27 protein-coding genes and 1 pseudogene are annotated in these 24,789 nt (G+C 59.3%); 20 read left to right on the top strand and 8 right to left on the bottom strand.

The window, feature by feature from the left end:
• The first annotated feature begins 159 nt into the window (after positions 1–159).
• The 15 genes and pseudogenes from fliF (at position 160) to LB453_RS10125 (ending at position 13,984) form a co-directional block, all read left to right on the top strand.
• Positions 160–1,872 (top strand): flagellar basal-body MS-ring/collar protein FliF, encoded by a 1,713-nt coding sequence (fliF, locus tag LB453_RS10195; protein WP_103797691.1) that lies wholly within the window; start codon positions 160–162, stop codon positions 1,870–1,872.
• Positions 1,869–2,861, top strand: a complete 993-nt coding sequence (gene fliG / locus LB453_RS10190; protein WP_103797690.1) for a flagellar motor switch protein FliG — start codon at positions 1,869–1,871, stop codon at positions 2,859–2,861. The genes fliF and fliG overlap by 4 nt, the downstream gene beginning before the upstream one ends.
• On the top strand, positions 2,854–3,546 hold the full coding sequence (fliH, locus tag LB453_RS10185) for a flagellar assembly protein FliH (RefSeq protein WP_103797689.1): 693 nt from the start codon (positions 2,854–2,856) through the stop codon (positions 3,544–3,546). The genes fliG and fliH overlap by 8 nt, the downstream gene beginning before the upstream one ends.
• Entirely contained in the window at positions 3,546–4,898 is a 1,353-nt protein-coding gene (gene fliI, locus LB453_RS10180) for a flagellar protein export ATPase FliI (RefSeq protein ID WP_033749819.1), read from the top strand. The genes fliH and fliI overlap by 1 nt, the downstream gene beginning before the upstream one ends.
• Positions 4,899–4,924: 26 nt before the next feature.
• Positions 4,925–5,368, top strand: a complete 444-nt coding sequence (gene fliJ, locus LB453_RS10175; protein WP_103797688.1) for a flagellar export protein FliJ — start codon at positions 4,925–4,927, stop codon at positions 5,366–5,368.
• The gene (locus LB453_RS10170; protein ID WP_103797687.1) at positions 5,365–6,642 is read left to right on the top strand and encodes a flagellar hook-length control protein FliK; all 1,278 of its coding nucleotides are present in this window, start codon (positions 5,365–5,367) and stop codon (positions 6,640–6,642) included. The genes fliJ and LB453_RS10170 overlap by 4 nt, the downstream gene beginning before the upstream one ends.
• Positions 6,643–6,771: 129 nt before the next feature.
• The gene (gene fliL / locus LB453_RS10165) at positions 6,772–7,257 is read left to right on the top strand and encodes a flagellar basal body-associated protein FliL (protein WP_103797686.1); all 486 of its coding nucleotides are present in this window, start codon (positions 6,772–6,774) and stop codon (positions 7,255–7,257) included.
• Between the two features lie 4 nt (positions 7,258–7,261).
• The gene (gene fliM, locus LB453_RS10160; protein ID WP_103797685.1) at positions 7,262–8,269 is read left to right on the top strand and encodes a flagellar motor switch protein FliM; all 1,008 of its coding nucleotides are present in this window, start codon (positions 7,262–7,264) and stop codon (positions 8,267–8,269) included.
• Complete coding sequence (gene fliN, locus LB453_RS10155; protein WP_103797684.1) at positions 8,262–8,666, top strand: flagellar motor switch protein FliN; 405 nt, start codon at positions 8,262–8,264, stop codon at positions 8,664–8,666. The genes fliM and fliN overlap by 8 nt, the downstream gene beginning before the upstream one ends.
• A gap of 5 nt (positions 8,667–8,671) precedes the next feature.
• Positions 8,672–9,058, top strand: coding sequence for a flagellar biosynthetic protein FliO (gene fliO / locus LB453_RS10150; protein WP_033791415.1), 387 nt, complete (start codon positions 8,672–8,674; stop codon positions 9,056–9,058).
• Positions 9,058–9,789: a flagellar type III secretion system pore protein FliP gene (gene fliP, locus LB453_RS10145; RefSeq protein WP_103797693.1), complete on the top strand. Its 732-nt coding sequence runs from the start codon at positions 9,058–9,060 to the stop codon at positions 9,787–9,789. Before fliO ends, fliP begins: the two co-directional genes overlap by 1 nt.
• A 25-nt stretch (positions 9,790–9,814) precedes the next feature.
• Entirely contained in the window at positions 9,815–10,084 is a 270-nt protein-coding gene (fliQ, locus tag LB453_RS10140; protein WP_103797683.1) for a flagellar biosynthesis protein FliQ, read from the top strand.
• Positions 10,084–10,869, top strand: coding sequence for a flagellar biosynthetic protein FliR (fliR, locus tag LB453_RS10135; RefSeq protein ID WP_103797682.1), 786 nt, complete (start codon positions 10,084–10,086; stop codon positions 10,867–10,869). Before fliQ ends, fliR begins: the two co-directional genes overlap by 1 nt.
• A 636-nt stretch (positions 10,870–11,505) precedes the next feature.
• Complete coding sequence (gene rcsA / locus LB453_RS10130) at positions 11,506–12,141, top strand: transcriptional regulator RcsA (protein ID WP_224481718.1); 636 nt, start codon at positions 11,506–11,508, stop codon at positions 12,139–12,141.
• Positions 12,142–12,276: 135 nt separating this feature from the next.
• A pseudogene (locus LB453_RS10125) lies at positions 12,277–13,984 on the top strand (methyl-accepting chemotaxis protein).
• Positions 13,985–14,123: 139 nt separating this feature from the next.
• On the opposite strand, the gene dsrB reads toward LB453_RS10125, so the two are convergent.
• Positions 14,124–14,318 (bottom strand): protein DsrB, encoded by a 195-nt coding sequence (gene dsrB, locus LB453_RS10120; protein ID WP_103796915.1) that lies wholly within the window; start codon positions 14,316–14,318, stop codon positions 14,124–14,126.
• A 48-nt stretch (positions 14,319–14,366) separates the two neighbouring features.
• Entirely contained in the window at positions 14,367–14,525 is a 159-nt protein-coding gene (locus tag LB453_RS10115) for a YqaE/Pmp3 family membrane protein (protein WP_033749833.1), read from the bottom strand.
• Between the two features lie 331 nt (positions 14,526–14,856).
• Here LB453_RS10115 and LB453_RS10110 point away from each other — a divergent pair, with 331 nt between their 5' ends.
• The 3 genes from LB453_RS10110 to LB453_RS10100 all read left to right on the top strand — a co-directional run bounded on the left by LB453_RS10110 (position 14,857) and on the right by LB453_RS10100 (position 17,470).
• Positions 14,857–15,081 (top strand): DUF2525 domain-containing protein, encoded by a 225-nt coding sequence (locus LB453_RS10110; protein ID WP_158253398.1) that lies wholly within the window; start codon positions 14,857–14,859, stop codon positions 15,079–15,081.
• A 346-nt stretch (positions 15,082–15,427) separates the two neighbouring features.
• Positions 15,428–16,216, top strand: coding sequence for a mannosyl-3-phosphoglycerate phosphatase-related protein (locus LB453_RS10105; RefSeq protein ID WP_103796913.1), 789 nt, complete (start codon positions 15,428–15,430; stop codon positions 16,214–16,216).
• Between the two features lie 33 nt (positions 16,217–16,249).
• Positions 16,250–17,470: a glycosyl transferase gene (locus LB453_RS10100; RefSeq protein ID WP_033749838.1), complete on the top strand. Its 1,221-nt coding sequence runs from the start codon at positions 16,250–16,252 to the stop codon at positions 17,468–17,470.
• Here LB453_RS10100 and dgcQ read toward each other — a convergent pair.
• The 6 genes from dgcQ to LB453_RS10075 form a co-directional block, all read right to left on the bottom strand.
• Positions 17,467–19,116, bottom strand: a complete 1,650-nt coding sequence (gene dgcQ, locus LB453_RS10095) for a cellulose biosynthesis regulator diguanylate cyclase DgcQ (RefSeq protein ID WP_103796912.1) — start codon at positions 19,114–19,116, stop codon at positions 17,467–17,469. The genes LB453_RS10100 and dgcQ overlap by 4 nt on opposite strands.
• Before the next feature lie 109 nt (positions 19,117–19,225).
• Entirely contained in the window at positions 19,226–19,405 is a 180-nt protein-coding gene (locus LB453_RS10090; RefSeq protein WP_103796911.1) for a YodC family protein, read from the bottom strand.
• Positions 19,406–19,583: 178 nt separating this feature from the next.
• The gene (locus tag LB453_RS23305) at positions 19,584–19,715 is read right to left on the bottom strand and encodes a hypothetical protein (RefSeq protein WP_255351574.1); all 132 of its coding nucleotides are present in this window, start codon (positions 19,713–19,715) and stop codon (positions 19,584–19,586) included.
• 41 nt (positions 19,716–19,756) lie between these two features.
• A complete protein-coding gene (locus tag LB453_RS10085; protein WP_103796910.1) occupies positions 19,757–20,668 on the bottom strand; it encodes a DUF808 domain-containing protein in 912 nt (303 codons plus the stop codon).
• 10 nt (positions 20,669–20,678) lie between these two features.
• Complete coding sequence (locus LB453_RS10080; RefSeq protein WP_103796909.1) at positions 20,679–20,951, bottom strand: hypothetical protein; 273 nt, start codon at positions 20,949–20,951, stop codon at positions 20,679–20,681.
• 65 nt (positions 20,952–21,016) lie between these two features.
• The gene (locus LB453_RS10075; RefSeq protein ID WP_103796908.1) at positions 21,017–21,493 is read right to left on the bottom strand and encodes a very short patch repair endonuclease; all 477 of its coding nucleotides are present in this window, start codon (positions 21,491–21,493) and stop codon (positions 21,017–21,019) included.
• A 188-nt stretch (positions 21,494–21,681) separates the two neighbouring features.
• Here LB453_RS10075 and dcm point away from each other — a divergent pair, with 188 nt between their 5' ends.
• The gene (gene dcm / locus LB453_RS10070; protein ID WP_409520909.1) at positions 21,682–23,076 is read left to right on the top strand and encodes a DNA (cytosine-5-)-methyltransferase; all 1,395 of its coding nucleotides are present in this window, start codon (positions 21,682–21,684) and stop codon (positions 23,074–23,076) included.
• A gap of 125 nt (positions 23,077–23,201) precedes the next feature.
• The gene (locus LB453_RS10065; RefSeq protein WP_103796907.1) at positions 23,202–24,785 is read left to right on the top strand and encodes a methyl-accepting chemotaxis protein; all 1,584 of its coding nucleotides are present in this window, start codon (positions 23,202–23,204) and stop codon (positions 24,783–24,785) included.
• The last annotated feature ends 4 nt before the right edge of the window (positions 24,786–24,789 follow it).

Below are 24,789 nucleotides of genomic sequence, written 5' to 3'. Positions count from 1 at the left end.
CGCTAAATAACTGCAAAAAACCCGGCTTATTCGCCCATCGAATTTTGCGATAAGGAAAATAATGCCATGCATTGAAGTGGAGTTTCATTTACGCAGTGTCAGGGAGTCTGTTTTGTCACTACAACAAACCCGGTCAATTATGTCAGGCAGGAATAGGTCATGAATGCGAGCGCAGCCGCTACACAGGATTCAGCAAAAAAAGGTTTCAGTGACCTTGTCGCTCGCCTGCGCGCTAACCCGCGTATCCCCCTTATCGTTGCCGCCGCAGCCGCTATCGCCATCGTTATGGCGCTGGTGCTGTGGGCGAAAGCGCCCGATTACCGTGTGCTGTACAACAATCTCTCTGATGAAGATGGCGGCGCGATTGTTACCCAGCTCACCCAGATGAACATCCCTTATCGCTTCGCCGACAACGGCGGCGCGCTGATGGTGCCGGCGGAAAAGGTGCACGAGCTGCGCCTGCGTCTGGCGCAGCAGGGGCTGCCGAAAGGCGGATCGGTGGGCTTTGAGCTGCTCGATCAGGAGAAGTTCGGCATCAGCCAGTTCAGCGAGCAGGTGAACTACCAGCGCGCGCTGGAAGGCGAGCTGGCGCGCACTATCGAAACCTTAGGGCCGGTGAAAACGGCGCGCGTGCATCTGGCGATGCCGAAGCCGACGCTGTTCGTGCGCGAGCAGAAATCGCCTTCCGCCTCGGTCACCCTGAATCTGCAGCCTGGCCGCGCGCTCGATGAGGGCCAGATCCAGGCCATCGTGCATATGGTCTCCAGCAGCGTGGCGGGCCTTCCGCCGGGCAACGTTACCGTGGTCGATCAGAGCGGACGCCTGCTGACGCGTTCCGACAGCGAAGGTCGCGACCTCAACGACGCGCAGCTGAAATATACCGCCGAAGTGGAAGCGCGCTACCAGCAGCGCATCGAAGCGATCCTGAACCCGATTCTCGGCCAGGGCAACGTACACGCGCAGGTGACGGCGCAGATCAACTTCGACAAGAGCGAGCAGACCGACGAGAAGTATCAGCCGAACGGCAACCCGAACAGCACCGCTATCCGCTCGCGTCAGACCAGCACCAGCGATCAGAGCGGTAGCCCTTATCCGGGCGGCGTGCCGGGCGCCCTCTCCAACCAGCCTGCGCCAGCCAACACCGCGCCGGTTAACGCGCCTAACGGTCAGAATGGACAAAACGCGCAGAACGGCCAGCAGAACAACGCCAACAGCAGCACCACCAGCACGGCGAACAGCAGCGTGCCGACCAACTCGCGCCGCGACGATACTGTGAACTACGAGCTGGACCGCACCATTCGCCACACCAAAATGAACGTTGGTGACGTGCAGCGCCTCTCGGTCGCGGTGGTGGTTAACTATCGCGCCGACGACAAAGGCAAGGCGATCGCCCTTAACGAGCAGCAGCTGAAGCAGGTCGAAGCGCTGACGCGCGAAGCGATGGGCTACTCCCAGCCGCGCGGCGACAGCGTTAACGTGGTCAACTCCGAGTTCACCGCAGCCGACCCAACCAGCGGCGACCTGCCGTTCTGGCAGCAGCAGGCCTTCTTCGATCAGATGATGAACGTCGGCAAATGGCTGTTGATTGCGCTGGTCGCCTTTATCCTCTATCGCAAAATGGTGCGTCCGCAGCTGATGCGTAAGCGCGAAGCGGAAAAAGCCGCTGTGGAAGCCGCTGAACAACGCGCCGCCGCCGCACAAGAGGAAGAAGCCTACAGCGTACAGCTCAGCAAAGATGAGCAGGATGCAGAGCGCAAGTCTAACAACCGCATGAGCGCCGAGGTGATGAGCCAGCGCATCCGCGACATGTCCGAGAACGATCCGCGCATCGTTGCGCTGGTTATCCGCGAATGGATGAGTAAAGAACTATGAGTCTGACCGGTACTGAAAAAAGCGCCATCCTGATGATGACCATCGGCGAAGAGCGCGCCGCAGAGGTGTTCAAGCACCTTAACCAGCGTGAGGTGCAGCATCTCAGCGCCGCGATGGCGAATATGCGCCAGGTGTCGCACAAGCAGCTCACTGAAATCCTGCGTGAGTTCGAGACCGACGCCGAGCAGTTCGCGGCGCTCAGCCTCAACTCCAACGACTATCTGCGTTCGGTGCTGACCAAGGCGCTGGGCGAAGAGCGCGCTGCCAGCCTGCTGGAGGATATTCTCGAATCACGCGAGACCACCAGCGGCATGGAAACGCTCAACTTTATGGAGCCGCAGGCCGCCGCCGACCTTATTCGCGACGAGCATCCGCAGATCATCGCCACCATCCTGGTACACCTCAAGCGCGGTCAGGCGGCGGATATCCTGGCGCTGTTCGACGAACGCCTGCGTCACGATGTGATGCTGCGTATCGCCACCTTCGGCGGCGTGCAGCCGGCGGCGCTGGCGGAGCTGACCGAAGTGCTCAACGGCCTGCTGGACGGCACCAACCTCAAGCGCGCGAAGATGGGCGGCGTGAGAACCGCAGCCGAGATCATCAACCTGATGAAAACGCAGCAGGAAGAGGCGGTTATCGAAGCGGTTCGCGACTTCGACGGCGAACTGGCGCAGAAGATTATCGACGAGATGTTCCTGTTCGAGAACCTGGTGGAAGTGGACGATCGCAGCATCCAGCGCCTGCTGCAGGAAGTGGAGTCCGAGCAGTTGCTGGTGGCACTGAAAGGGGCCGAGCAGCCGCTGCGCGAGAAGTTCCTCAAGAACATGTCGGCGCGTGCCGCCGATATCCTGCGCGACGATCTCGCCAACCGTGGCCCGGTGCGTATGTCTGCGGTGGAGAACGAACAGAAAGCTATCCTGCTTATCGTCCGTCGTCTGGCGGAATCGGGCGAGATGGTGATTGGCGGCGGCGAGGAAACCTATGTCTGATGCCTTTTCCGCCCGTCCGTGGCAGCTCTGGCAGCCTGAGGATTTAGGCCGCCGCGATGAGCCGGAGCCAGAGCTTCAGCCAGAGCCGGAGATGTTCGAATCGGAAGTCGACGAACAGCAGCAGCTCTATGAGCGCATGCAGCAGCAGGCGCGCAAAGAGTCGCAGGCGCAGGGCTATAACGAAGGCCATCAGCAGGGCTTCGCCGAAGGTCAGAAAGCGGGCTACGACGCCGGTTTCCAGCAGGGTCTGGCCGACGCGCAGCAGCAGCAGGCGCCGCTTCAGGCGCGTATGCAGCAGCTGGTGACCGAGTTTCAGCACTCGCTGGAGGCGCTCGACAGCGTGATCGCCTCGCGCCTGATGCAGCTGGCGCTGGAAGCCGCGCGTCAGGTCATCGGCCAGGCGACCACGGTCGACGGCAGCGCCCTGCTGCGTCAAATTCAGCAGCTGCTGCAGCAGGAGCCGATGTTCAGCGGCAAACCGCAGCTGCGCGTTCATCCTGACGATCTGCAGCGTATCGAGCAGACGCTCGGGCCGACCCTCGATCTGCACGGCTGGCGTCTGCTGGCCGACAGCACGCTGCACCCCGGCGGCTGCAAGTTAAGCGCCGAAGATGGCGATCTCGACGCCAGCGTGGCGACGCGCTGGCAAGAGCTGTGCCGTCTCGCCGCGCCAGGAGAGTTTTAATGACCTCGCGACTTTCCCGCTGGCTGGGGGCGCTCGACGCCTTTGAAACCCGCATTGCCCAGGTGCAGCCGGTGCGCCGCTACGGCCGTCTGACCCGCGCCACCGGTCTGGTGCTGGAGGCGACCGGCCTGCAGCTGCCGCTCGGCGCCACCTGCGTTATCGAACGCAACGACGGCAAGAATCTCACCGAAGTTGAAAGCGAAGTGGTGGGCTTTAACGGCCAGAAACTTTTTCTGATGCCGCTGGAAGAGGTCGACGGCATTCTGCCCGGCGCGCGCGTCTATGCGCGCGACAGCGGCCACAGCGGCAAACAGCTGCTGCTTGGCCCGGAGCTGCTGGGCCGCGTGCTCGACGGCAGCGGCAAGCCGCTCGACGGACTGCCGTCGCCTGATACCGGCTACCGCGCGCCGCTGATCACCCCGCCCTTCAACCCGCTCCAGCGTACGCCGATTACCGACGTGCTCGATACCGGCGTGCGCGCCATTAACGCCCTGCTCACCGTGGGACGCGGCCAGCGTATGGGCCTGTTCGCGGGTTCCGGCGTCGGCAAGAGCGTGCTGCTCGGCATGATGGCGCGCTACACCCAGGCGGATGTGATCGTGGTCGGGCTGATCGGCGAACGCGGCCGCGAAGTAAAAGACTTTATTGAAAACATTCTCGGCGCCGAAGGCCGCGCGCGTTCGGTGGTGATCGCCGCCCCCGCGGACGTCTCGCCGCTGCTGCGTATGCAGGGTGCCGCCTACGCCACGCGCATCGCCGAAGATTTCCGCGATCGCGGCCAGCACGTGCTGCTGATTATGGACTCCCTGACGCGCTACGCCATGGCGCAGCGCGAGATCGCGCTGGCCATCGGCGAGCCGCCCGCGACCAAAGGCTATCCGCCATCGGTGTTCGCCAAGCTGCCAGCGCTGGTGGAGCGCGCCGGTAACGGCACGCACGGCGGCGGCTCGATTACCGCCTTCTATACCGTACTGACCGAAGGCGACGATCAGCAGGATCCTATCGCCGACTCGGCGCGCGCCATCCTCGACGGCCATATCGTGCTGTCGCGTCGGCTGGCCGAGGCGGGCCACTACCCGGCGATCGATATCGAAGCCTCTATCAGCCGCGCCATGACCGCGCTGATCGACGAGGATCACTACGCGCGGGTGCGGCAGTTTAAACAGCTGCTCTCCAGCTTCCAGCGCAACCGCGACCTGGTCAGCGTGGGTGCCTACGCGGCGGGCAGCGATCCGATGCTGGACAAGGCGATCCGTCTCTATCCGCAGATGGAAGCCTTTCTGCAACAGGGCATTTTTGAACGTAGCCACTACGACGACGCCTGCCTGCATCTGCATGCGCTGTTCGGCTAACGGCGACCTAACGCGAGGAGTCAGCGATGAAAAGCGCCAGTGCCATCGACACGCTGCGCGATTTAGCGGAGCAGGATCTGGAAAAGGCGGTAATGCACCTCGGCGATATGCGCCGCGGCGTGCGCCAGGCGGACGAGCAGCTCACCATGCTGCTCGACTATCAGGATGAGTACCGCAACAAGCTGAACAGCGATATGTCGGGCGGTATCGCCACGACGCGCTGGACCAACTACCACCAGTTTATTCAGACGCTGGAAAAAGCGATCGAGCAGCACCGCTCGCAGCTCAACCACTGGAACCAGCGGCTGGAGCAGGCGCTCTCCAGCTGGCGCGAAAAGCAGCAGCGTCTCAACGCCTATCAGACGCTGATCGGCCGCGCGGCGGACAACGCATTACGAGTAGAAAACCGTCTCGATCAGAAACGGATGGATGAATATGCCCAACGGGCCGCATTGAGGAAAGGCGAATGATTACGCTGCCAAAAATTGTCACCGCCGCCAGCGCGAAAGGCGACCTGAACAGTTCAGATTCCGCAGAGGTTTTGCACAGCGTCAAATCGCTGCCGCAGGACTTTCTGACCGAGCTGGGCAACCGCCTGCTGACGCTGGCGCAACAGCAGGGAAACGTGGCGCAATCCGCTGAAAGTGCTGAAGAAAGCCAGGACGCGCCCGTGCAGAAGGGTCAGCTTGACGCCCTGCTGACCGCCTTTGACAAACCCGACAGCCTGAATGCGCTGCTGACGCCGGAAAATATTAAAGCCGCCACCAAATCCGCCGATGATAAGGATAAGGCGAGCGCAGAAACCTTAACCAGCAGCGAAGCGCAGAGCATACAGGCGCTGTTCGCCATGCTGCCAGCCTCGCCGGTTGCGCAGAGCGACGTTTCTGCCGCTTCCGCCGACGCCCCGGCCGCCGAGTCGCGCCGCGGCGCGATCGCCGGCAGCGCGCTCTCTGCGCTGAGCCAGGCGCTGAACGGTTCGCTGACGCAAAGTGCGTCATCAGCCACCAGCGCGCCGACGCACGGCGAGGCGAAAGCGGGCCCGACGCTGCAGAACACCCCGTCCGGCGCCTCAGCAGGCACCACGGCGAGCGCTACTGCCACCGCGCCGCTGACGCTGGACGCCAGCTTTCAGCAGGCGCTGAGCAGCCTCAGCCGCCAGGATGAGAAAAGCGCGCCGCTGACGCAGACAGACAGCACCACGCTGACCAGCGCGCCGGTCAGCAGCAGCGCGGCACCGCTGATGACGCAGACCGCGTCGGCCACGACCAGCACCCCGTCGACGCCGATGCTCAACGCGCAGCTGGGCAGCGACGAATGGCAGCAGGCCCTGAGCCAGCAGATTGTGATGTTCAGCCGCAACGGCCAGCAAAACGCCGAGCTGCGGCTGCATCCGGCGGATCTGGGCGCCATCCAGATTAGCCTGAAGCTGGATAACGACCAGGCGCAGATCAATATGGCCTCCAGCCACAGCCACGTCAGGGCCGCGCTGGAAGCCGCCCTTCCCCAGCTGCGTACCGCGCTGGCGGAAAGCGGCATTAACCTGGGACAGAGTCAGGTAAGCAGTGACAGCTTCGCGCAGAGCCAGGGCTTCCAGCAGCAACAGCAGCAGGAGACGCGCCGCGACGGACAGCACGGCACCTTCTCTCTCTCCCAGGATGACGATAGCGAGATAACGCCGATCGCCGTTCCTGCCGCCCTTCAGGCGCGCATCCTCGGTACCGGCGCTGTCGATACTTTTGCCTGACAGCGACAAACGCTGAAGGTAAGCGTAAAACCCGCGTCTTTTCTTCCCATTGTTTGACTTAAGACGCGGGATAATCTGTCCAGGCAAACCGAGAGGTTTGCCCATAATTCACAGGAAGTTACTGCAAAAATGTCTGATAACGCGAAAGCAAAAGGCCGCAAACGTTCACTCTTAATTCCGGTGTTGCTGATTGTAACGCTGGCCGCTTGTAGCGTGGCAGGTTATGCAGTCTGGCGAATGATGAATAAACACGAGAGCGGTACCCCGGAAGCTGCGAAAGTAGAACCGCCGCCCGCTCCCGTCTTTTTTGCGCTTGACACCTTTACCGTCAACCTGGTCAATCCCGACAACGATCCGGACCGTGTGCTGTACGTAGGCTTTACCCTGCGTCTGCCGGACGAAGATACGCGTCGTCGGATGAATGATTATCTGCCGGAAGTGCGTAGCCGTCTGCTGCTGCTGCTCTCTCGTCAGAGCGCCGCCGCGCTGGCGTCGGAGCAGGGCAAGCAAGCGCTGATTGAACAGATTAAGCAGGTGCTGTCACCTCCGCTGGTGAAAGGACAGCCTGCGCAGGCGGTAAATGACGTACTGTTTACCGCCTTCATTCTGAGGTAAACCAATGGGCGATAGCATTCTCTCCCAGGCTGAAATTGACGCCTTACTTAACGGCGACAGCGACAGCGCGGTAGATGAAAAGAGTCAAAGCGGGCCGGAAGGCGACATTCGTCCTTACGACCCTAATACCCAGCGTCGCGTCGTGCGCGAGCGCCTTCAGGCGCTGGAGATTATTAACGAGCGTTTCGCCCGACATTTCCGTATGGCGCTGTTTAACCTGCTGCGCCGCAGCCCGGATATCAGCGTCGGTGCGATCAAGATTCAGCCGTATCATGAGTTTGCCCGCAACCTGCCGGTGCCGACCAACCTGAATCTTATCCACCTGAAACCGCTGCGCGGAACGGCGCTGGTGGTGTTTTCGCCGAGCCTGGTGTTTATCGCCGTGGATAACCTGTTCGGCGGCGACGGCCGCTTCCCCACCAAGGTGGAAGGCCGGGAGTTCACCCACACCGAGCAGCGCGTGATCCGCCGCATGCTGAAGCTGGCGCTGGAAGGCTACAGCGACGCGTGGAAGGCGATCTACCCGCTCGAGGTGGAATATGTCCGCTCCGAAATGCAGGTGAAGTTCACCAATATCACTACCTCGCCGAACGATATCGTGGTCAACACGCCGTTCCAGGTCGAGATTGGCAACCTGGTGGGCGAGTTCAACATCTGTATTCCGTTCTCGATGATCGAGCCGCTGCGCGAACTGCTGGTTAACCCGCCGCTGGAGAACTCCCGCACCGAGGATAACCACTGGCGCGAGAACCTGGTGAAACAGGTGCAGCACTCGGAGCTGGAGCTGATCGCTCACTTTGCGGAAACCTCGCTGCGGCTGTCGCGCATTTTGCAGCTGAAGCCCGGCGATGTGCTGCCGATCGAGAAACCCGAGCGCATTATCGCGCACGTTGACGGCGTACCGGTGCTGACCAGTCAGTACGGCACCATGCACGGCCAGTATGCCCTGCGCGTCGAGCATTTGATTAACCCGATTTTGAATTCGCTGAATGAGGAACAGCCCAATGAGTGACAGCAATAAACCGTCCGACGACATCTCTGCGGACGATCTGTGGGCTGAGGCGATGAATGAGCAGACCGCAACCAGCGCGCCGCAGGCCGATGACGTCTTCAGGACGTTCGAAACCAGCGCCGCTGCCGGTTCGCTGCAGGATATCGATCTGATTATGGATATCCCGGTCAAGCTTACCGTTGAACTGGGCCGCACCAAAATGACCATTAAAGAGCTGCTGCGCCTGACGCAGGGTTCCGTTGTGGCGCTGGACGGCCTGGCGGGCGAGCCGCTGGATATCCTGATTAACGGCTACCTGATCGCCCAGGGCGAGGTGGTGGTGGTTAACGATAAATATGGCGTGCGCATCACCGACATTATCACTCCGTCTGAACGTATGCGTCGTCTGAGCCGCTAAATATGATGAATACCCAGTCCCACGCGCTGCAGCCTGCGGCGCCGGCAATCTCCGGCGGTTCCGTCGTGACTCAGGTCAGCAGCGTGCTGGCCGTGATTGTACTGCTGATCCTCGCCTGCGCCTGGCTGGCGCGCCGCCTCGGTTTTGCGCCGAAGACGGTAAGCAGCCAGGCGCTGAAGGTGAGCGCCAGCGTGCAGGTCGGCCAGCGCGAGCGCGTGGTGATTGTGGATACCGCCGAGGCGCGCCTGGTGCTGGGCGTCACGGCGGCGCAGATTACCCATCTGCACACGCTGCCGCCGGTCGCGCCGGATGCCCGTCCGCCCGCCGCCGCGCCGCAGGATTTTCGTCAGCTGTTACAGAACCTGGTTAAACGTCCCGGAAAACCCCAATGATGCGTCGACTGCTTCCCTTTCTGCCGCTGCTGCTGCTGGCACCGGCTGCTCATGCTCAGCTGCCGGGACTGGTAAGCCATGCGTTGCCCAATGGAGGACAAAGCTGGTCGCTGCCGGTACAGACGCTGGTTTTTATCACCTCGCTGACCTTTATTCCCGCCGTGCTGCTGATGATGACCAGCTTTACCCGCATCATCATCGTGTTCGGCCTGCTGCGCAACGCCCTCGGCACGCCGTCCGCGCCGCCGAATCAGGTGATGCTCGGCCTGGCGCTCTTTCTGACCTTCTTTATTATGGCGCCGACCTTCGACAAAATTTACGACGACGCCTATCTGCCCTTTAGGCAGGATAAGATCAGCATGGAGGTGGCGCTGGAGAAAGGTGCGCAGCCGCTGCGCGACTTTATGCTGCGCCAGACGCGCGAAGCGGACCTGGCGCTGTTTGCCCGCCTGGCGAACACGCCGCCTATCCAGGGGCCGGAAGCGGTGCCGATGCGCATTCTGCTGCCCGCTTACGTTACCAGCGAGCTGAAAACCGCCTTCCAGATTGGTTTTACCGTTTTTATCCCGTTTCTGATTATCGACCTGGTGGTCGCCAGCGTGCTGATGGCGCTGGGGATGATGATGGTGCCGCCGGCAACCATCTCGCTGCCCTTCAAACTGATGCTGTTTGTACTGGTGGATGGCTGGCAGCTGCTGGTCGGTTCGCTGGCACAAAGCTTCTATTCCTGATTATTCCGATTTCCCGGAGAGACTAATGACGCCAGAATCCGTTATGGTAATGGGCCAGGAAGCGATGCGCCTGGCGTTAATGCTCGCAGCACCGATGCTGCTGGCGGCGCTGGTCAGCGGCCTGATTATCAGCCTGCTGCAGGCGGCGACTCAGGTGAACGAACAGACACTTTCCTTTATACCGAAGGTGCTGGCCGTCGCGGCGACGGGCGTGATTGCCGGGCCATGGATGCTGAATCTGGTGCTGGACTATATCCGCACCCTCTTCACCAACCTGCCCTATATGATCGGCTGATGATTACTCTCGACAGCGGCCAGCTGGTTCACTGGGTCAGTCAGTTTTTCTGGCCGCTGGCGCGCATGCTGGCGCTGTTTGCCACTGCGCCGCTGCTGAGCGAGCGTGCTATCAGCAAACGCGTGAAAATCGGTCTGGCGGCGCTGATCACCTGGATAATGATACCAACGCTGCCTCCGGTTGACGTCACGCTCTTCTCGCCCGCCGGCTTCTGGCTGCTGCTTCAGCAGATGCTGATCGGTATCGGGCTGGGGTTCACGATGCAGCTGGCATTTGCTGCGGTGCGCCTCTCGGGCGAGGTGATCGGTTTACAGATGGGCCTCTCTTTCGCCACGTTTTTCGATCCAGGCAGTCGCTTGAATATGCCGGTTCTGGCCCGTTTTCTCGATATGCTGGCGATGTTGCTGTTCCTGACCTTCAACGGGCACCTGTGGCTGATCTCCCTGCTGGCGGACAGTTTTCATACGTTGCCGATTGGCGGGCAGCCGTTAAACGCCAACGCCTTTAATGCACTGGTCAAAGCGGGCGGTTTAATTTTCCTTAATGGCATGATGTTAGCGCTACCCTTAATCGTTTTACTGCTTCTGATAAACCTGGTCCTGGGTTTGTTAAACCGTGTTACACCTCAACTATCCATTTTCGCGATTGGCTTTCCAATTACCTTAACAGTGGGAATTTTGACCATGGGGTTGATGATGCCTCTGGTTGCGCCCTTCTGTGAGCATCTGTTCAGCGAAGTCTTTGATTTGCTCGCTCAGTTTATATCGGAACTGTCTCACCCCTGATGATTAAGTATCTCACTATCTTTCTAAAGTGATACTTAAGCCACCCAAAACATTCTGTGCATTTTTCAAACCAGTTTTCTCAGAAATCAACTAAGGAAATTCTGATAAGTGAGAAGTAACTCTGAAAATTATTCTTATTAAACCGCGCTTCAAGTATTTTATTTCTCAGATTCCCGCTACAGCTAACTCGGTGGAATCGTTGACAAAATCGGCAACAGATTGTTTTGGAACAAAAAAAATCCTTTAACGATTTTTCTTGTCAGAACCTTTTTTTTCCGGCATTGTCAACACTCGCTAAAACGTCACACTTTCGCGAATCAAATGTTTTTAAGAATTGTCCTATCAGCATTGGCTGTGTTATGCGCGATAGTGACGAGGCTCTCAAAACAGGGTGTTATGCACGCTTATTGCAAATCGCCAGCGATTCCCGCTATCACTGGCGAGTTAAGTGACGTCGAGGCAACACAAAAAATAACTTTGCAGAAACGGGTCAGGGAAGAATACTTTTGGCGGGCGTATGGCCTGTCGCCAGACTGCTGAGCAGAATAAAAAAGTGTCTTAGAAATCTCTCTCGTACAGCAACGCGTAATTCATCGTTGATTTAAACGGATAACAAATTGGTGAGGGTCGCTAAACATGCCAACGATTATTATGGATTCATGCAACTACACACGCCTGGGATTATCGGACTACATGTCCTGTAAAGGAGTCAAAAAGAAAAACATTTTTTCTGTCTCCGATATTGAGCAATTACAGCATCGCTGCGAACAGCTAAAACCTGGCGTAGTGTTTATTAACGAAGAGTGTTTTATCCACGAAGCGGATTCCAGCGACCGCATCCGAAATATTATTATGCAGCACCCGGAAACGCTGTTTTTTATCTTCATGGCCATTTCTAATATCCATTTTGAGGAATACCTCTACGTTCGTAAGAACTTGATTATTACGTCAAAATCGATAAAAACGACGACACTGGACTCATTACTCAGCACGTATTTACAGAAAAAGCTTAACGCATCAACTCGTATTTCTTCAGGTCTGGATGTACACCCTCTGACATTAAGCCAGACGGAGTCAAATATGCTGAAAATGTGGATGTCAGGCCATGACACCATTCAGATCTCAGACAAGATGCAAATTAAAGCCAAGACCGTTTCGTCACACAAAGGCAATATTAAACGCAAGATCAAAACCCATAACAAACAGGTTATCTACCATGTGGTGCGTTTAACTGACAATGTGACGTCAGGTATCTATGTCAATGTGAGATAATCAACTCGCGAAAGAACCGGCCCCCTGGCCGGTTTTTTTTTCGCCATTTTTGCGAGCCAGATCGCACTCCCTCACCTAACCCTTTCCCCTTCTCTGCCGATGTTAGTTTCATAACCCCGACATGAGATCAAGGATATGAACACACCACTGGACTCTTCTACACCGTTCAAGGCTGGCCTGTGGCGCAACCTGCGCCTGGTGCCGCTCTTTAGTATGATTTTCGGCGGTATTCTGCTGCTGTTCGCCCTCTGTATCGCCCTGGCCAGCTATTTTCTGATTCAGAGCAACCAGTCTCTTAAGGATGCCACTGATGAGATCCAGGTGCGCATGGGACTCTCTAACAGTTCAAACCACCTGCGCACCGCGCGTCTCTCTATTATTCAGGCCGGTGCCGCCGCTCGCATCGGCGAGATGGATGAGTTCAAAGCCAACATCGCCGCCTCCGAAAAGCGTATCCAGCAGGCACAGGAAGGCTTTAAGGTTTATCAGGATCGCAAGGTCAAAACCCCGCAGGATATCGCCCTTGACGCCCCGCTGACGGCGCGCTTCAACGACTATATTGAGAAAGGCCTGAAGCCGATGATCCACGCCGGCAAGCAGGGGAGCTTCGAGGGTATTATCGCGCAGGAGACCGACGTCACGCGCAAACTCGACAATGCCTATAACGAGGTGCTGCTGCAGGCGATTAAACTGCGCACCCAGCGCGCCGAGTCGATCAACGCGACGGCGGAGCACGAGTCGCGCATCGGCTTTATCGCCATGGCGGCCGCCTTCGTCGCCGCTTTACTGCTGACGCTGATGACCTTTGTCTTTCTGCGTCGCGTGGTGATCAGCCCGCTGCGTCTGTCGGTGGCGCGTATTGAGCGCATCGCGCAGGGCGACCTCACCGCCCCGCCGGAGCCGCACGGCCGCAGCGAAATTGGCACGCTGCTGCATAACCTGCAGCTGATGCAGGATTCGCTGGTGAAAACCGTTGGCACGGTGCGCGAAGGCGCGGTGGCGATCTATCAGGGATCCGGCGAGATCTCCGCCGGCAACACCGATCTCTCTTCCCGTACCGAGCAGCAGGCCGCCGCGCTGGAGCAAACCGCCGCCAGCATGGAGCAGCTGACCGCGACGGTGAAGCAGAACGCCGAGAACGCTCATCACGCCAGCCAGCTGGCGGCAGACGCTTCCGGCAAAGCCCGCAACGGCGGCGAGCTGGTGAGCGGCGTGGTGAAAACCATGACCAATATCTCCGGCAGCTCGAAGAAGATCGCCGAGATCACCAACGTCATCAACAGCATCGCCTTCCAGACCAATATTCTGGCGCTCAATGCCGCGGTGGAAGCGGCGCGCGCCGGCGAACAGGGTCGCGGCTTTGCGGTGGTGGCCAGCGAGGTGCGCAGCCTGGCGCAGCGCCCAGGCGGCCAAAGAGATTGAGTCGCTGATTGCCGAATCGGTCAGCTTGATTAAAGAGGGGTCGCATCAGGTAGGCGAAGCGGGCGACACCATGGGCGAAATCGTCGAGGCGGTACGCCGCGTGACCGATATTATGGCGGAGATCGCCGCCGCGTCAGATGAACAGAGCCGCGGCATCCAGCAGGTCAGCCAGGCGGTCACCGAGATGGATAACGTTACGCAGCAGAACGCCTCGCTGGTTGAAGAGGCGTCGGCAGCGGCCGCGTCGCTGGAAGATCAGGCTGGCAAGCTGACCAGGGCTGTCGCCGCCTTCCGCCTGCAGGAGAGTCCCGCGCTGCCCGCTGCGTCCGCCGCCTCTGCCGCGCCGGCGCTGACGTCGCCGCGGGTCATGCCGCGTCCGGCGCTGGCGACCTCCGGCAATGACAACTGGGAAACCTTCTGAGCCGGAGCAAAAACCGAGGCGCGTCGGCGCTTGCTTATTGCCGATCAGCCATAAAATAAGGCGCCGTCAGGCGCCTTATTATTTTGCGATATTAAGAGGATAAAAGATCGGTCGCGCGCCCACTCCGGCCGCTTCGCGTTTATTCCGCCTGATAAGGCTCCACGAATACCCCTTCTGGATCATCGCTCTCATTAAAGAACCAGATGCCGAGCGGATAATCTTCCAGCGCCACCAGATACATAACGCCTTCGTTAAACGGCTCTACGGCAAGGACGGTGCCGAGGCGGCGCGGGCCGCCATCGGTCTTTACGGTGACGCGGTCATTGACCTTCATGGGGGTTGCTCCTGATGATTTTCCTGTGCATCAGTGTAAACGTCCGCCTCAGCGACGCGCAATCACCCAAACCGCATGAATGATACCGGGAATATAGCCGCACAGCGTCAGTAAGATATTTAGCCAGAAGGCGCCGCCGAAACCGACCTGCATAAATACGCCCAGCGGCGGCAAAATAATGGCGATAATAATGCGTAACAGATCCATGGTCTCTCCTTGTCGCGTCAGTTGTCATTCCGTCTGTAACTATAGACGATGCTGCTGATAACAAAGGAAAAAAGAGGTAAATTTACGTAAGCGGACGCTTTTTCACTTTCTTAACGTTTCACAACAAGACTTCTGACACGTCAACCTTTTACACTTCTCTTACTGCCCCACCCCTAAGGGGTAGTCAACCTAAAAGTAACAAGGATTTTGCCCGCGCAGCGCGGGCTTTTTTTTGCCTGCGTTTTTTCCTGCCGTCTATACTTAATCGATCCGCCTTAGTCTCCGGCGTGAGTGAAGTGAAGTGTCCTTTTTTGACAAAAGGAGAGCGATGATGGCGCCAATAACCCCTGAGCGGCCCGCCAGCGAAAAACCCGAAGTGGACTCGCTGCTTAACAGCCTGCCGCGCAGCACCGCCGAGCGCGCGCAAACCCTCCCCGAAGCAGATAGCAGCCGCCATTTAAGAACCGGCGGCAGAGCCTGGGGAGGGAGTATTGAGCTGGCGGACGAGTATGAGCTGGATATTCGCGACTGTAGCTGCAACGAACTCAACCGCTAACCGCGCGGCAAAAAAAACCCGGCAGGGAGCGCCGGGTGAAGAACCACATAAATTCGTTACATCAGGAAATGCTTGACACCTCTGCAGATTACGCCTGCCCGGCATTAAGACAAGTCCTGGCTATGCACAAATCTGCTGACCTTTCCGCATCAGACCCGCTGAAGTTACCGGAAACAGCCTGATTTCACCCGCTTTCAGCCATGCATTTTCTGTGCATTACGCTTTGCTTTACCGTTGCGTTTTAAGAATTATCCTGGAAGTGGCGCGCGACGGGTGAAAAGCAGGCGCAATTGTTCATCAACTATAATACTGAAAATCCGTTGGTTAATGTCGCAAGGAGCCTGCTATGCCCAGTTTGCAACAGCCGCTGTTAGTCATTACCGATCTGGATGGTTCCCTGCTCGATCATCACACCTATCGCTGGGATGCCGCGGCCGCCTGGCTGGATGAACTGCAGCGTCAGCAGGTGCCGGTGGTGCTTTGCTCCAGTAAAACCGCCGCCGAAATGGCGCCGCTGCAAAAGCGCCTCGGCCTGACAAATACGCCTTTTATTGCGGAAAACGGCGCGGTGGTGCAGATGTCAGCGCAGCGACGCGAGCGGATCCCGCCGGATAGCCTCGCCTGGGACGCGCTCTGCCGCACGCTGGATACGCTGCAGGGGAACTTCCGCTTTCAGGGCTTCAGCCACTTCACCGATGCCGAAGTGGCGGCAATGACCGGCCTGACTGAAAGCGACTCGGCGCTGGCGCGCCAGCGTGAGGCGTCAGAAGTGATCGTCTGGCGCGACGACGAAGAGAAGCTGGAGGCGTTTCGCACCGCGCTGGCCCAGCATCAGCTGCAGCTGACGCAGGGCGGCCGTTTCTGGCACGTCATGCCCGCAGGCAGCGGCAAAGGCGAAGCGCTGCGCTGGCTGCTCGGCCAGTATGACAGCGCACCCGCCACTATCGGCCTCGGCGACGGCCCCAACGATGCGCCGATGCTGGATGCGGTTGACTACGCCGTGGTGATTAAGGGCTACAGCAAAACGCCGGTCTCGCTGACCCGACAGGATACAAGCCGGATCTACCATACGGCGCACTACGGCCCCGAGGGCTGGAAAGAGGGACTCGACTATTTCCTGACCCAACCCGATTAAGCCGCAACCACTGATGATTAACAGGATGGCGCGATGAGTGATTTTTATCAGAATGGCGTGATTACCAATTTCCATAATCTGACCAACCGCAGCGTTGAGTCGCTGGAAAAAGAGATGGTGCGCTTCGCGCGCAAACGCAAAATGGGGCTGATTCTGCCGTCGCTCTTCTCCGAACTGGAAGGACCGGCGCTGGGCAATATCGTCGATGAGCTGGCTAAAGTGCCCTATCTTGACGAGATCGTGATTGGCCTCGATCGCGCCGACCGCGATCAGTTTCTCTTCGCGCGCGAATTTTTTTCGCGCCTGCCGCAGCGCCACCGCATTTTATGGAATGATGGCCCGCGTCTGAAGGCGATTGACGCCGAGCTGGATAAAGAGGGACTTTCCCCTTCCCAGCCGGGCAAAGGGCGCAACGTCTGGTTCTGCACCGGCTTTACCCTCGCCTCGGACCGCACCCAGTGCGTGGCGCTGCACGACTGCGATATCGTTACTTACGAACGCGGCATGCTGGCGCGCCTGCTCTATCCGCTGGCGAACCCGGCGTTTCAGTATGAGTTCTGCAAAGGCTTTTACGCGCGCGTCGCCGACGGCAAGCTGAACGGCCGCGTCGGCCGACTGCTGGTTGGCCCGCTGCTGCGCTCGCTGCAAAAGGTGTATGGCCACTCCGAGTATCTCGACTATCTTGCCAGCTTCCGCTACCCGCTGTCGGGCGAATTCGCCATGCGCACCCACGTGCTCAACGGCATTAAGATTCCCGGCGACTGGGGGCTGGAGATTGGCGTGCTGTCGGAAATCTACCGCAACTACACCACGCGTCAGACCTGCCAGGTTGAGATCGCCGACAACTACGACCACAAACATCAGCCGCTGGCGGAAGATGACGGCACCGGCGGCCTGAAGCGGATGAGCAGCGATATCGTGCAGTCACTGCTGCGTAAACTGGCGACCATGGGAGTGCCGCTCACCAGCGACTCGTTCCGCGTGCTGAAGGCCACCTACTACCGCAACGCGCTCGATATGATGGAAATCTATAACCACGAGGCGGCAATGAACGGCCTGAAGTTCGATCAGCATATCGAAGAGGCGGCGGTGGAGATGTTCACCCAGTCGATTCTGGAAGCGGGACAGGCCTTTATCGAGCGTCCCAACGACAAGCCGTTTATTCCCAGCTGGAGCCGCGTCCAGTCCGCCTTCCCCGATATCCTGCAGCGTATCTATCAGGCGGTGGAAGAGGACAACGCCGGCAACGTTTAACCTCTGGCTACCACGCGGTTGCGGCCCTGACTCTTCGCCAGATAGAGTCGGCGGTCCGCTTCCGCCTGTAAGCGAATCGCCTGATACTCGCCCTGCTCTTCGCTGCTGGCAACGCCCGCCGAGAGCGTCACGCTAAAGCTCTGGCTGGCGTTAACCAGAATAGTTTTCGCCGCCAGCCGCTCGCGCATCCGCTCTGCTACCTTTTCCGCATCCGCCAGCCCGGTTTCCGGCAGCACCACGCAGAACTCCTCACCGCCGACGCGGCCCGCCAGATCGTTTTTCCGCAGCCCCTGACTTACGATCGCCGCGACGCGCACCAGCGCCTGATCGCCCGCCTGATGGCCCCAGGTGTCGTTAACCCTTTTAAAATGGTCGATATCGAGCTGGATCACCGTCAGCGGTGCGTTAAGCGCCCGGCAGCGCGCCACCTCGGCTTCAAAGCGCTCAAAAAAGGCGCTGCGGTTAAGCAGCTGCGTCAGGCCGTCGTAGCTGGCGCGCCACACCAGACGGGCGGAGAGCTGGCTCAGCCGCCGCACCAGGCGCACAATAATCTGATCCGCCAGCAGCAGCAGCAGCACAAACAGCAGCCACATCAGCAGCATAAACAGCATGGCGCGCCCTAAATCCTGGCGCAGCCCCTGCCCCAGGGTCTGCTGGTTCAGCAGATAGCCGTCCATGTTTTTTAGCTTGCTCCAGCTGATGAACTGATTCTCCAGCCGCAGCGCGCCCTGCGGCTGTCGGGCAATCCGGGCGTAGAGGCGCCGCTGCGCGCCGTCGCTCAGCGGCCTGCTGTCCGTCGCGTCAAGGGAGGCCACCAGCTGCTGTCGCTTATCGAGCAGCACCACGCTGCCCTGCAGCGCGCTGTGGCGCATTGTGCTCAGCTCGCTGGCGATACGCTCCCGGGTGAAATCCATCGACAGCGCGCCATACCAGTAGCCGTTATTGAAAACGGGCGTGCTGGCCGTCAGCATCGCCCCCTCCTCCTCCGCGCCCTGATAGACGCCGGACCAGCTCAGCTGCTGAGGCGTCACCTGCGTCGCCATGGCGCGGAACCAGGGACGCGAAACCATAGTGGCGTAGCTGGCGGAGATGGCGGAGAGGCTTTGCGGCGGACGCGAGGTAATAAAGAAGCCAGCGCGCGAGGTGTACCAGAAGCGCGAGTGGAAATCGGCTTCCGCATCGCTGAACTGCATAATAAAGCTGAACTCCAGCGCCGCGAGCATCTCATCATTAAGCCGTGCCGGATCGCGCTGCAGCAGCGCGTCCTGCACCAGCGCGCTGTCGCCGACGCCGTTTATCGGCATGCTGCGCGGCATATTAAGCCGCAGCTGCCAGGCGGGCTGCGGGCGCAGCTGCTGAAACTTCGCCAGCGCATGGCGCGCGTGGTGGGCGTCGAGCGGATGCGCCAGCGCATAGGTGAACATACGGCGGTAGTAGATCATCCCGTCGATGCTCTCCTGAAACTGACTCTCCAGCCTGCTCTGCATATCCGCCAGCGCGGCGCGCTGTCGATCCTCATAGTTGGCTTTCAGAACATGCAGTTCGCGCCAGGTCAGAAAAGAGGAGAAGAGAAAGACCGCTAAAAACAGGAGATGTACGCGCAGTTCGGGACGTAATTTTCGAACGGAATGCGGCAAAGCAGCCATCAGCAACGGTGCTCCGAATAACTGGGATCAAGGGAGTATAGCAGGCGAGGAGGATCTAAAAATGGCAGAAATCACGGGGGATGAACAGCGCATCCCCGTTAACTAACGCTCAGCTGGCGAGCTGCGCGTCGGGAATGGCGTGGCTGAGTTCATCCTGATGAAAGGCTTCGCGGCGCACGGCGTAGCCGTCATACCAGCGACACTCTACCATTCCGCTGGCGTAGCCGGTGACCACCATGGCAGGCCCGCCCTCTTTGTGCTGCACTTCATCGCTAATACCAAAGATCATGACGCATCCTCCTTTTGACCGTTAACAGAACCTTTCTATCTATAGCAGCCATCTGGACACCCTGCCCGTTAAGGCATGGAAAAAAAGCGTAAATTCAGAATAAATCAGTAAGAAATGTTGAAAATAAAAAAAGCGGATAAGAATGCTTATCCGCTTTTAATATCTGCTGGCGTGGAAATCAGATTTTGCAGCCTTCGCAATCCGCTTCGTCGCCTAAGTCGTCAGGCACTTCATTGACCTTTTCCGCCGCTTTGGCTTCGGCCTGCTCCAGCTGGGCATCAATATCAAATTCAAACATATCGTCGTTCATGGCCTCTCCTCTTCTGGCTTCACATCATATGGCAGTGCGCTTTATACCGATTTACCGCGCAGTTTAGCAATCAGATTCACCGCTAACAGCACGATCGACCCAACGATAAAGCCGAGCACCAGGTTAGCGCCGTTGCTGAGCAAACTGGCCACCAGACCGCTCATATCGCCGGTGACCGACTCGATCAGATGATGCAGCGGCGTCAGGCCATGCACGATAATGCCGCCGCCGACCAGGAACATCGCCAGCGTGCCGACCACCGATAAAATCTTCATCAGCCAGGGGGCAAACGCCAGCAGAAAACGGCCGATGCCCTGCGCCAGCGCCGAGGATTTCTCATTCAGCCAGTAGCCGAGATCGTCGATTTTAACGATAGCGGCGACGATGCCGTAGACGCCAATGGTGACCAGGATAGCGATGCCCGCAAGGATCAGCACCTGGTTAAGCAGCGGCGCGTCAGAAACGATGCCGAGGGTAATGGCGACGATCTCTGCGGAAAGAATAAAGTCGGTGCGCACGGCACCTTTGACCTTGCTCTTTTCATAGGCGCGCGGATCCTGCTGCGACAGCTTATCCAGCCGCTGCTGACGTGCCTCCGGGCTTTTCTCCTGCTTATCGTGCTGCAGGCTGTGCAGCACTTTTTCTACCCCTTCATAGCAGAGGTAGGCACCGCCGATCATTAGCAGCGGCGTAATAAGCCAGGGGGCAAAGGCGGAGATCAGCAGCGCCAGCGGCACCAGAATCAGCTTATTAAGAAAGGATCCCTTGGCGACGCCCCACACCACCGGCAGCTCGCGATTGGCCTTGACGCCCGTCACCTGCTGGGCATTAAGCGAGAGATCGTCGCCCAGCACGCCCGCGGTTTTTTTTGCCGCCACTTTGCCCATGACGGAAATATCGTCCAGAAGTGTTGCAATATCATCTAATAAAGTCAGTAAGCTGGATCCAGCCAAAATGTCTTCCTTATTCCGGTTCGTTATGTTGACAACAGGGACAGCGTTCCAGCGTCGCGACGGTAATGTCAGCGATGCCGTCGCACTCCCACTCTACGCGGACCGCGCCGGACAGCTCCCCTGCGTGCAGGTATTTGCTGACCGGACTTTCCGTCATGCCGGTAATCTCCTCCGTCGCAACCAGGGCGTCGCCAATGTAGACGCGTGCGGTCGCATGGGCGTTTACCATGCGCTCGTCGCGCAGCTGATAAAGGCGTTTTACCGTGAGTTTAATACTGCTCATCCACAACTCCTGATCGCGAGGGAAGGCGAAATCTAACCCGGCGCAGCCCACAAGGCAAGGCGGCCTCAGCGCGGGCGATAGTGCTGAATGCCGTTGTGATCGATCTCGGCGCTCTGGTCCATCGCCAGCAGCCACTCCTCCAGCCGCTCCTGCAGATCGGCGTCGCTGAGCCGCAGCTTGTTGCGCAGCGCGCACTCCCAGATAATCAGCACCTTCCAGCCGCTCTCCTGCAGCTGGCGCACGTAGCGGTTATCGCGCTCGACGTTGCTGTTGATCTTGCCGACCCAAAACTCGGTGCGCGTCGCCGGCACCTTAAACAGATAGCAGTGATGGTGATGCCAGAAGCAGCCGTGCACAAAGATAATCGCCTGCTGCTCCAGCAGAACGAAATCGGGACGGCCCGGCAGGTTCTTATCCTGAACGCGGTAAGCGAAACCGCGATCCTTTAGCAGCTGCGCCACCCGCAGTTCGATGGCGGTATCCTGCTGGCGTATCGCACGCATATTCTTGCTGCGCGTCGTGCTGGAGTGTACATCGGCCATGGCGTCTCCTTTTTGCCCTCTCTTACAACTTTAGCCTGACTCAATAAAAGCGAAAGCCTGCGTCGCAGTTAGCGACGCGGGTAAAATTGCGGCGAAGCGTCCTGCAACCCGCCTTTAGGCATCGTGCGCCAATTTCTTCGCAGCCAGAGGAGTGTTAGCATAGCCCGTTCACAGTTAAGGAAAAACGCATGCTTGTCGATGACGCCACCGCAATGACGGAACCCGCTTCTCCCCTGCTCTCTGCCGATAGCGAAACGGCTGACCTGATGCGCCAGGCGCTGGCGATTTACGCCGCGCGCGATTTAGCCGCCGCCTTTCATCAGGCGGGCTTCCGCGACTGGACGCCGCAGCAGCTGACCCGTCTGCGGCAAAACAAAAGCGCGCTGCCGCCGCTGAGCGAAGGTGAATTAACGCTGCTGCGCGGCCTGCTGCCGGCGCGTCCGGCGCACTACGACAATCCGCTGTTTCGCTTTATCGATCTCTTCGCGGGCATTGGCGGCATCCGCCGCGGCTTCGACGCCATCGGCGGAAAGTGCGTTTTTACCAGCGAGTGGAACAAAGAGGCGGTGCGCACCTACAAGGCGAATCACTATAGCGATCCGCAAGAGCACCGCTTCAACACCGATATCCGCCTGATTACCCAGCCTGATGGCCTGCGCGACGAGGCGGATATCTATCGCCATATTGACGCGGCGATCCCTGACCATCAGGTGCTGCTGGCTGGCTTTCCCTGCCAGCCTTTTTCGCTGGCGGGCGTCAGCAAAAAGAACGCGCTGGGCCGCGCGCATGGCTTTGAGTGCGAAGCGCAGGGCACGCTGTTTTTCGACGTGGCGCGCATCATCGCCGCCAAAAAGCCCCCGATCTTCGTGCTGGAGAATGTTAAAAATCTCAAAAGCCACGATAAGGGCCGCACCTTCGCCGTGATTATGGCGACGCTGGATGAGCTGGGCTACGACGTGGCGGATGCCGATGCCACCGCGCCCGACGCAAAAATCATCGACGCGCGCCACTTTCTGCCGCAGCACCGCGAACGCATCGTGCTGGTCGGTATCCGCCGCGACTATCCCTTCAGCAAGTCGCTGTCGCTGCGCCAGATCCAGCAGCTCTACCCGGCTCAGGTGCCGACCCTGCAGAGCCTGCTGGAGCCCGAGCCGGAGGAGAAATATATTCTCTCCGCCCAGCTCTGGCGCTACCTCTACGACTACGCCAGAAAACATAAAGCGAAAGGCAACGGCTTTGGCTTCGGGCTGAACGATCCGCGTCAGGCTGACGTCTGCGTCCGCACCCTCTCGGCGCGCTACTACAAAGACGGCTCGGAAATCCTTATCGACCGCGGATGGGATCGCGCGCTGGGCGAAGCGGACTTTAGCAACGCCGACAATATGGCGCGCCGACCGCGCCGTCTCTCGCCGCGCGAGTGCGCGCGCCTGATGGGCTTTGAAGCGCCGGGCGAGCGCCGCTTCCGCATTCCGGTTTCCGATACCCAGGCCTATAAGCAGTTCGGCAATTCGGTGGTGGTTCCGGTTTTCGCCGCGGTGGCGAAGCTGCTGCTGCCCTGTATCAGGCAGATAAATCAGGCGTAACGGGTCCAGAGTTTAGCTTAGTCGCGCGCATTATGCTGTTTTGCTGCGAATGCGCCCGCTGTCACAATGCTGTCACGCAACCGGCGAATACTCGCTTTTTATTTTCAGGCTGCGCGATTGCTTCTATGACTCTTTTTACTCGCCGCTTTCGCCTGCGCATGCCGGGATTACCCGGCTGGCTCAGGAGTTTACGCGGAAACTTCACCCTGTTCGTTATCCTTTTCTGCCTGCTGCAGGCGCTAGGCGTCGCGCTGCTCGCGGCGCAGGTCAGTCATACCCAGAGTACGCTGGCGCAAACGGCGCAACTACGGGAAAGACTGGCCCTGCTCGATAAGGCGCGCATCGAACTGCTCACCGCCAGCGACAGCAGCCACCGCGCGGGCATCTATCTGATGCAGGATCAGCAGAGCGGCTCGGTTGATAGCTGGAAAAGCCTGGCAGAGAGCGCCAGCGCCTCGCTGCAGCAGGCGAAAACGCTGTTCGCCCGCTACCGCGCCGATGAGAAAAGCGCACTGGCACAGGCCTTTACCCTGCTGGCGCAGGGGCTGGAAGAGCAGCTGAAAGGGCTGAAGGATAACCAGATCGACGCCTTTTTTATGGTGCCGATGCAGGCCTGGCAGCAGCAGTTCAACGACGCCTGGTTCGCGGAAATTGACGCGGCGAACCAGCAGCTTAGCGCGGTCAACCGCAGTATGCTGGCGAGCATGACCCACAGCCGCAATCTCTCGCTGCTGGTCAGCGCGCTGCTGTTCGCGCTACTGCTGGTGGGCGGCGTGCTGCTGGCGAGCGGCGTCATCGCGCCGCTGCGTCACGCCAGCGGCCAGCTGCAGCGCATCGCCACCGGCGACCTGCAGCCGCCCCCTGTCGCCGGACGTCTGCAGCCGCGTGAAACGCAGCAGCTGTTCAGCGCCATGGCGGAGATGCGCCAGGGGCTGTGCCATATCGTCTATGAGATCAACACCATTGCCGCCAGCGTGGCGGCGGGCGCAGGCGAGATGCAGCAGCACAACGCGCGCGTTAGCGAGCAGCATCAGGCGCAGAACGCCAGCTTTACCCATCTGTCGCAGCGGCTGCGTCGCGTGGCGGATGAGGTAGAGAGCAGCGCGCAGGTGTCGCAGCAGGCGACCCAACAGGCGTATGACGCCGACCAGCTGATGCAGCAATGCGTATCGCGGGTGGATGAGATGGAGACGCAGATGCGCCAGATTGTCGCCGCCTCAGGGGATATCGCCGGCATCGTCGAGATGCTGGAGAGCCTCTCGCTGCAAACGCGCCTGCTGGCGCTTAACGCGGCGATTGAGTCGGCGCACGCCGGCGTCTACGGCCGCAGCTTCTCGGTGGTGGCGAAGGAGATTGGCCTGCTCTCCAGCCAGAGCAGCGGATCGACGCAGCGCATCGACGGTTTGATCCAGCATACGCAGCAGCATGTTGCCCAGGGCTTTAGCAAGGTCAAGGTGCTGGAGGCGCTGTTTCAGACCATCAGCGGCGCGGTTACCGCTATCGCCGCGCAGCTGCAGGCGCTGCAGCAGAACGCCACGGCGCAAAGCACGCGCGTCAGCCATATTGCCGCCGAAATCCACAAGCTGGACGAGACGCTGCAGGCCAGCGCCGGACTCAGCGCGCAGCAGCAGCGTGCGGCGGATGCGCTGCAGCAGCAGGCGGCGCGCCTGGCGCAAAGCGTACAACAGTTCCGCATCGGTCAGGCCTGAGCGC

The organism is Pantoea agglomerans (genome assembly GCF_020149765.1).
Lineage (GTDB): Bacteria > Pseudomonadota > Gammaproteobacteria > Enterobacterales > Enterobacteriaceae > Pantoea > Pantoea alvi.
Note: the sequence above shows the minus strand (reverse complement) of the source record. Positions and strands in the feature narration are given on the sequence as shown.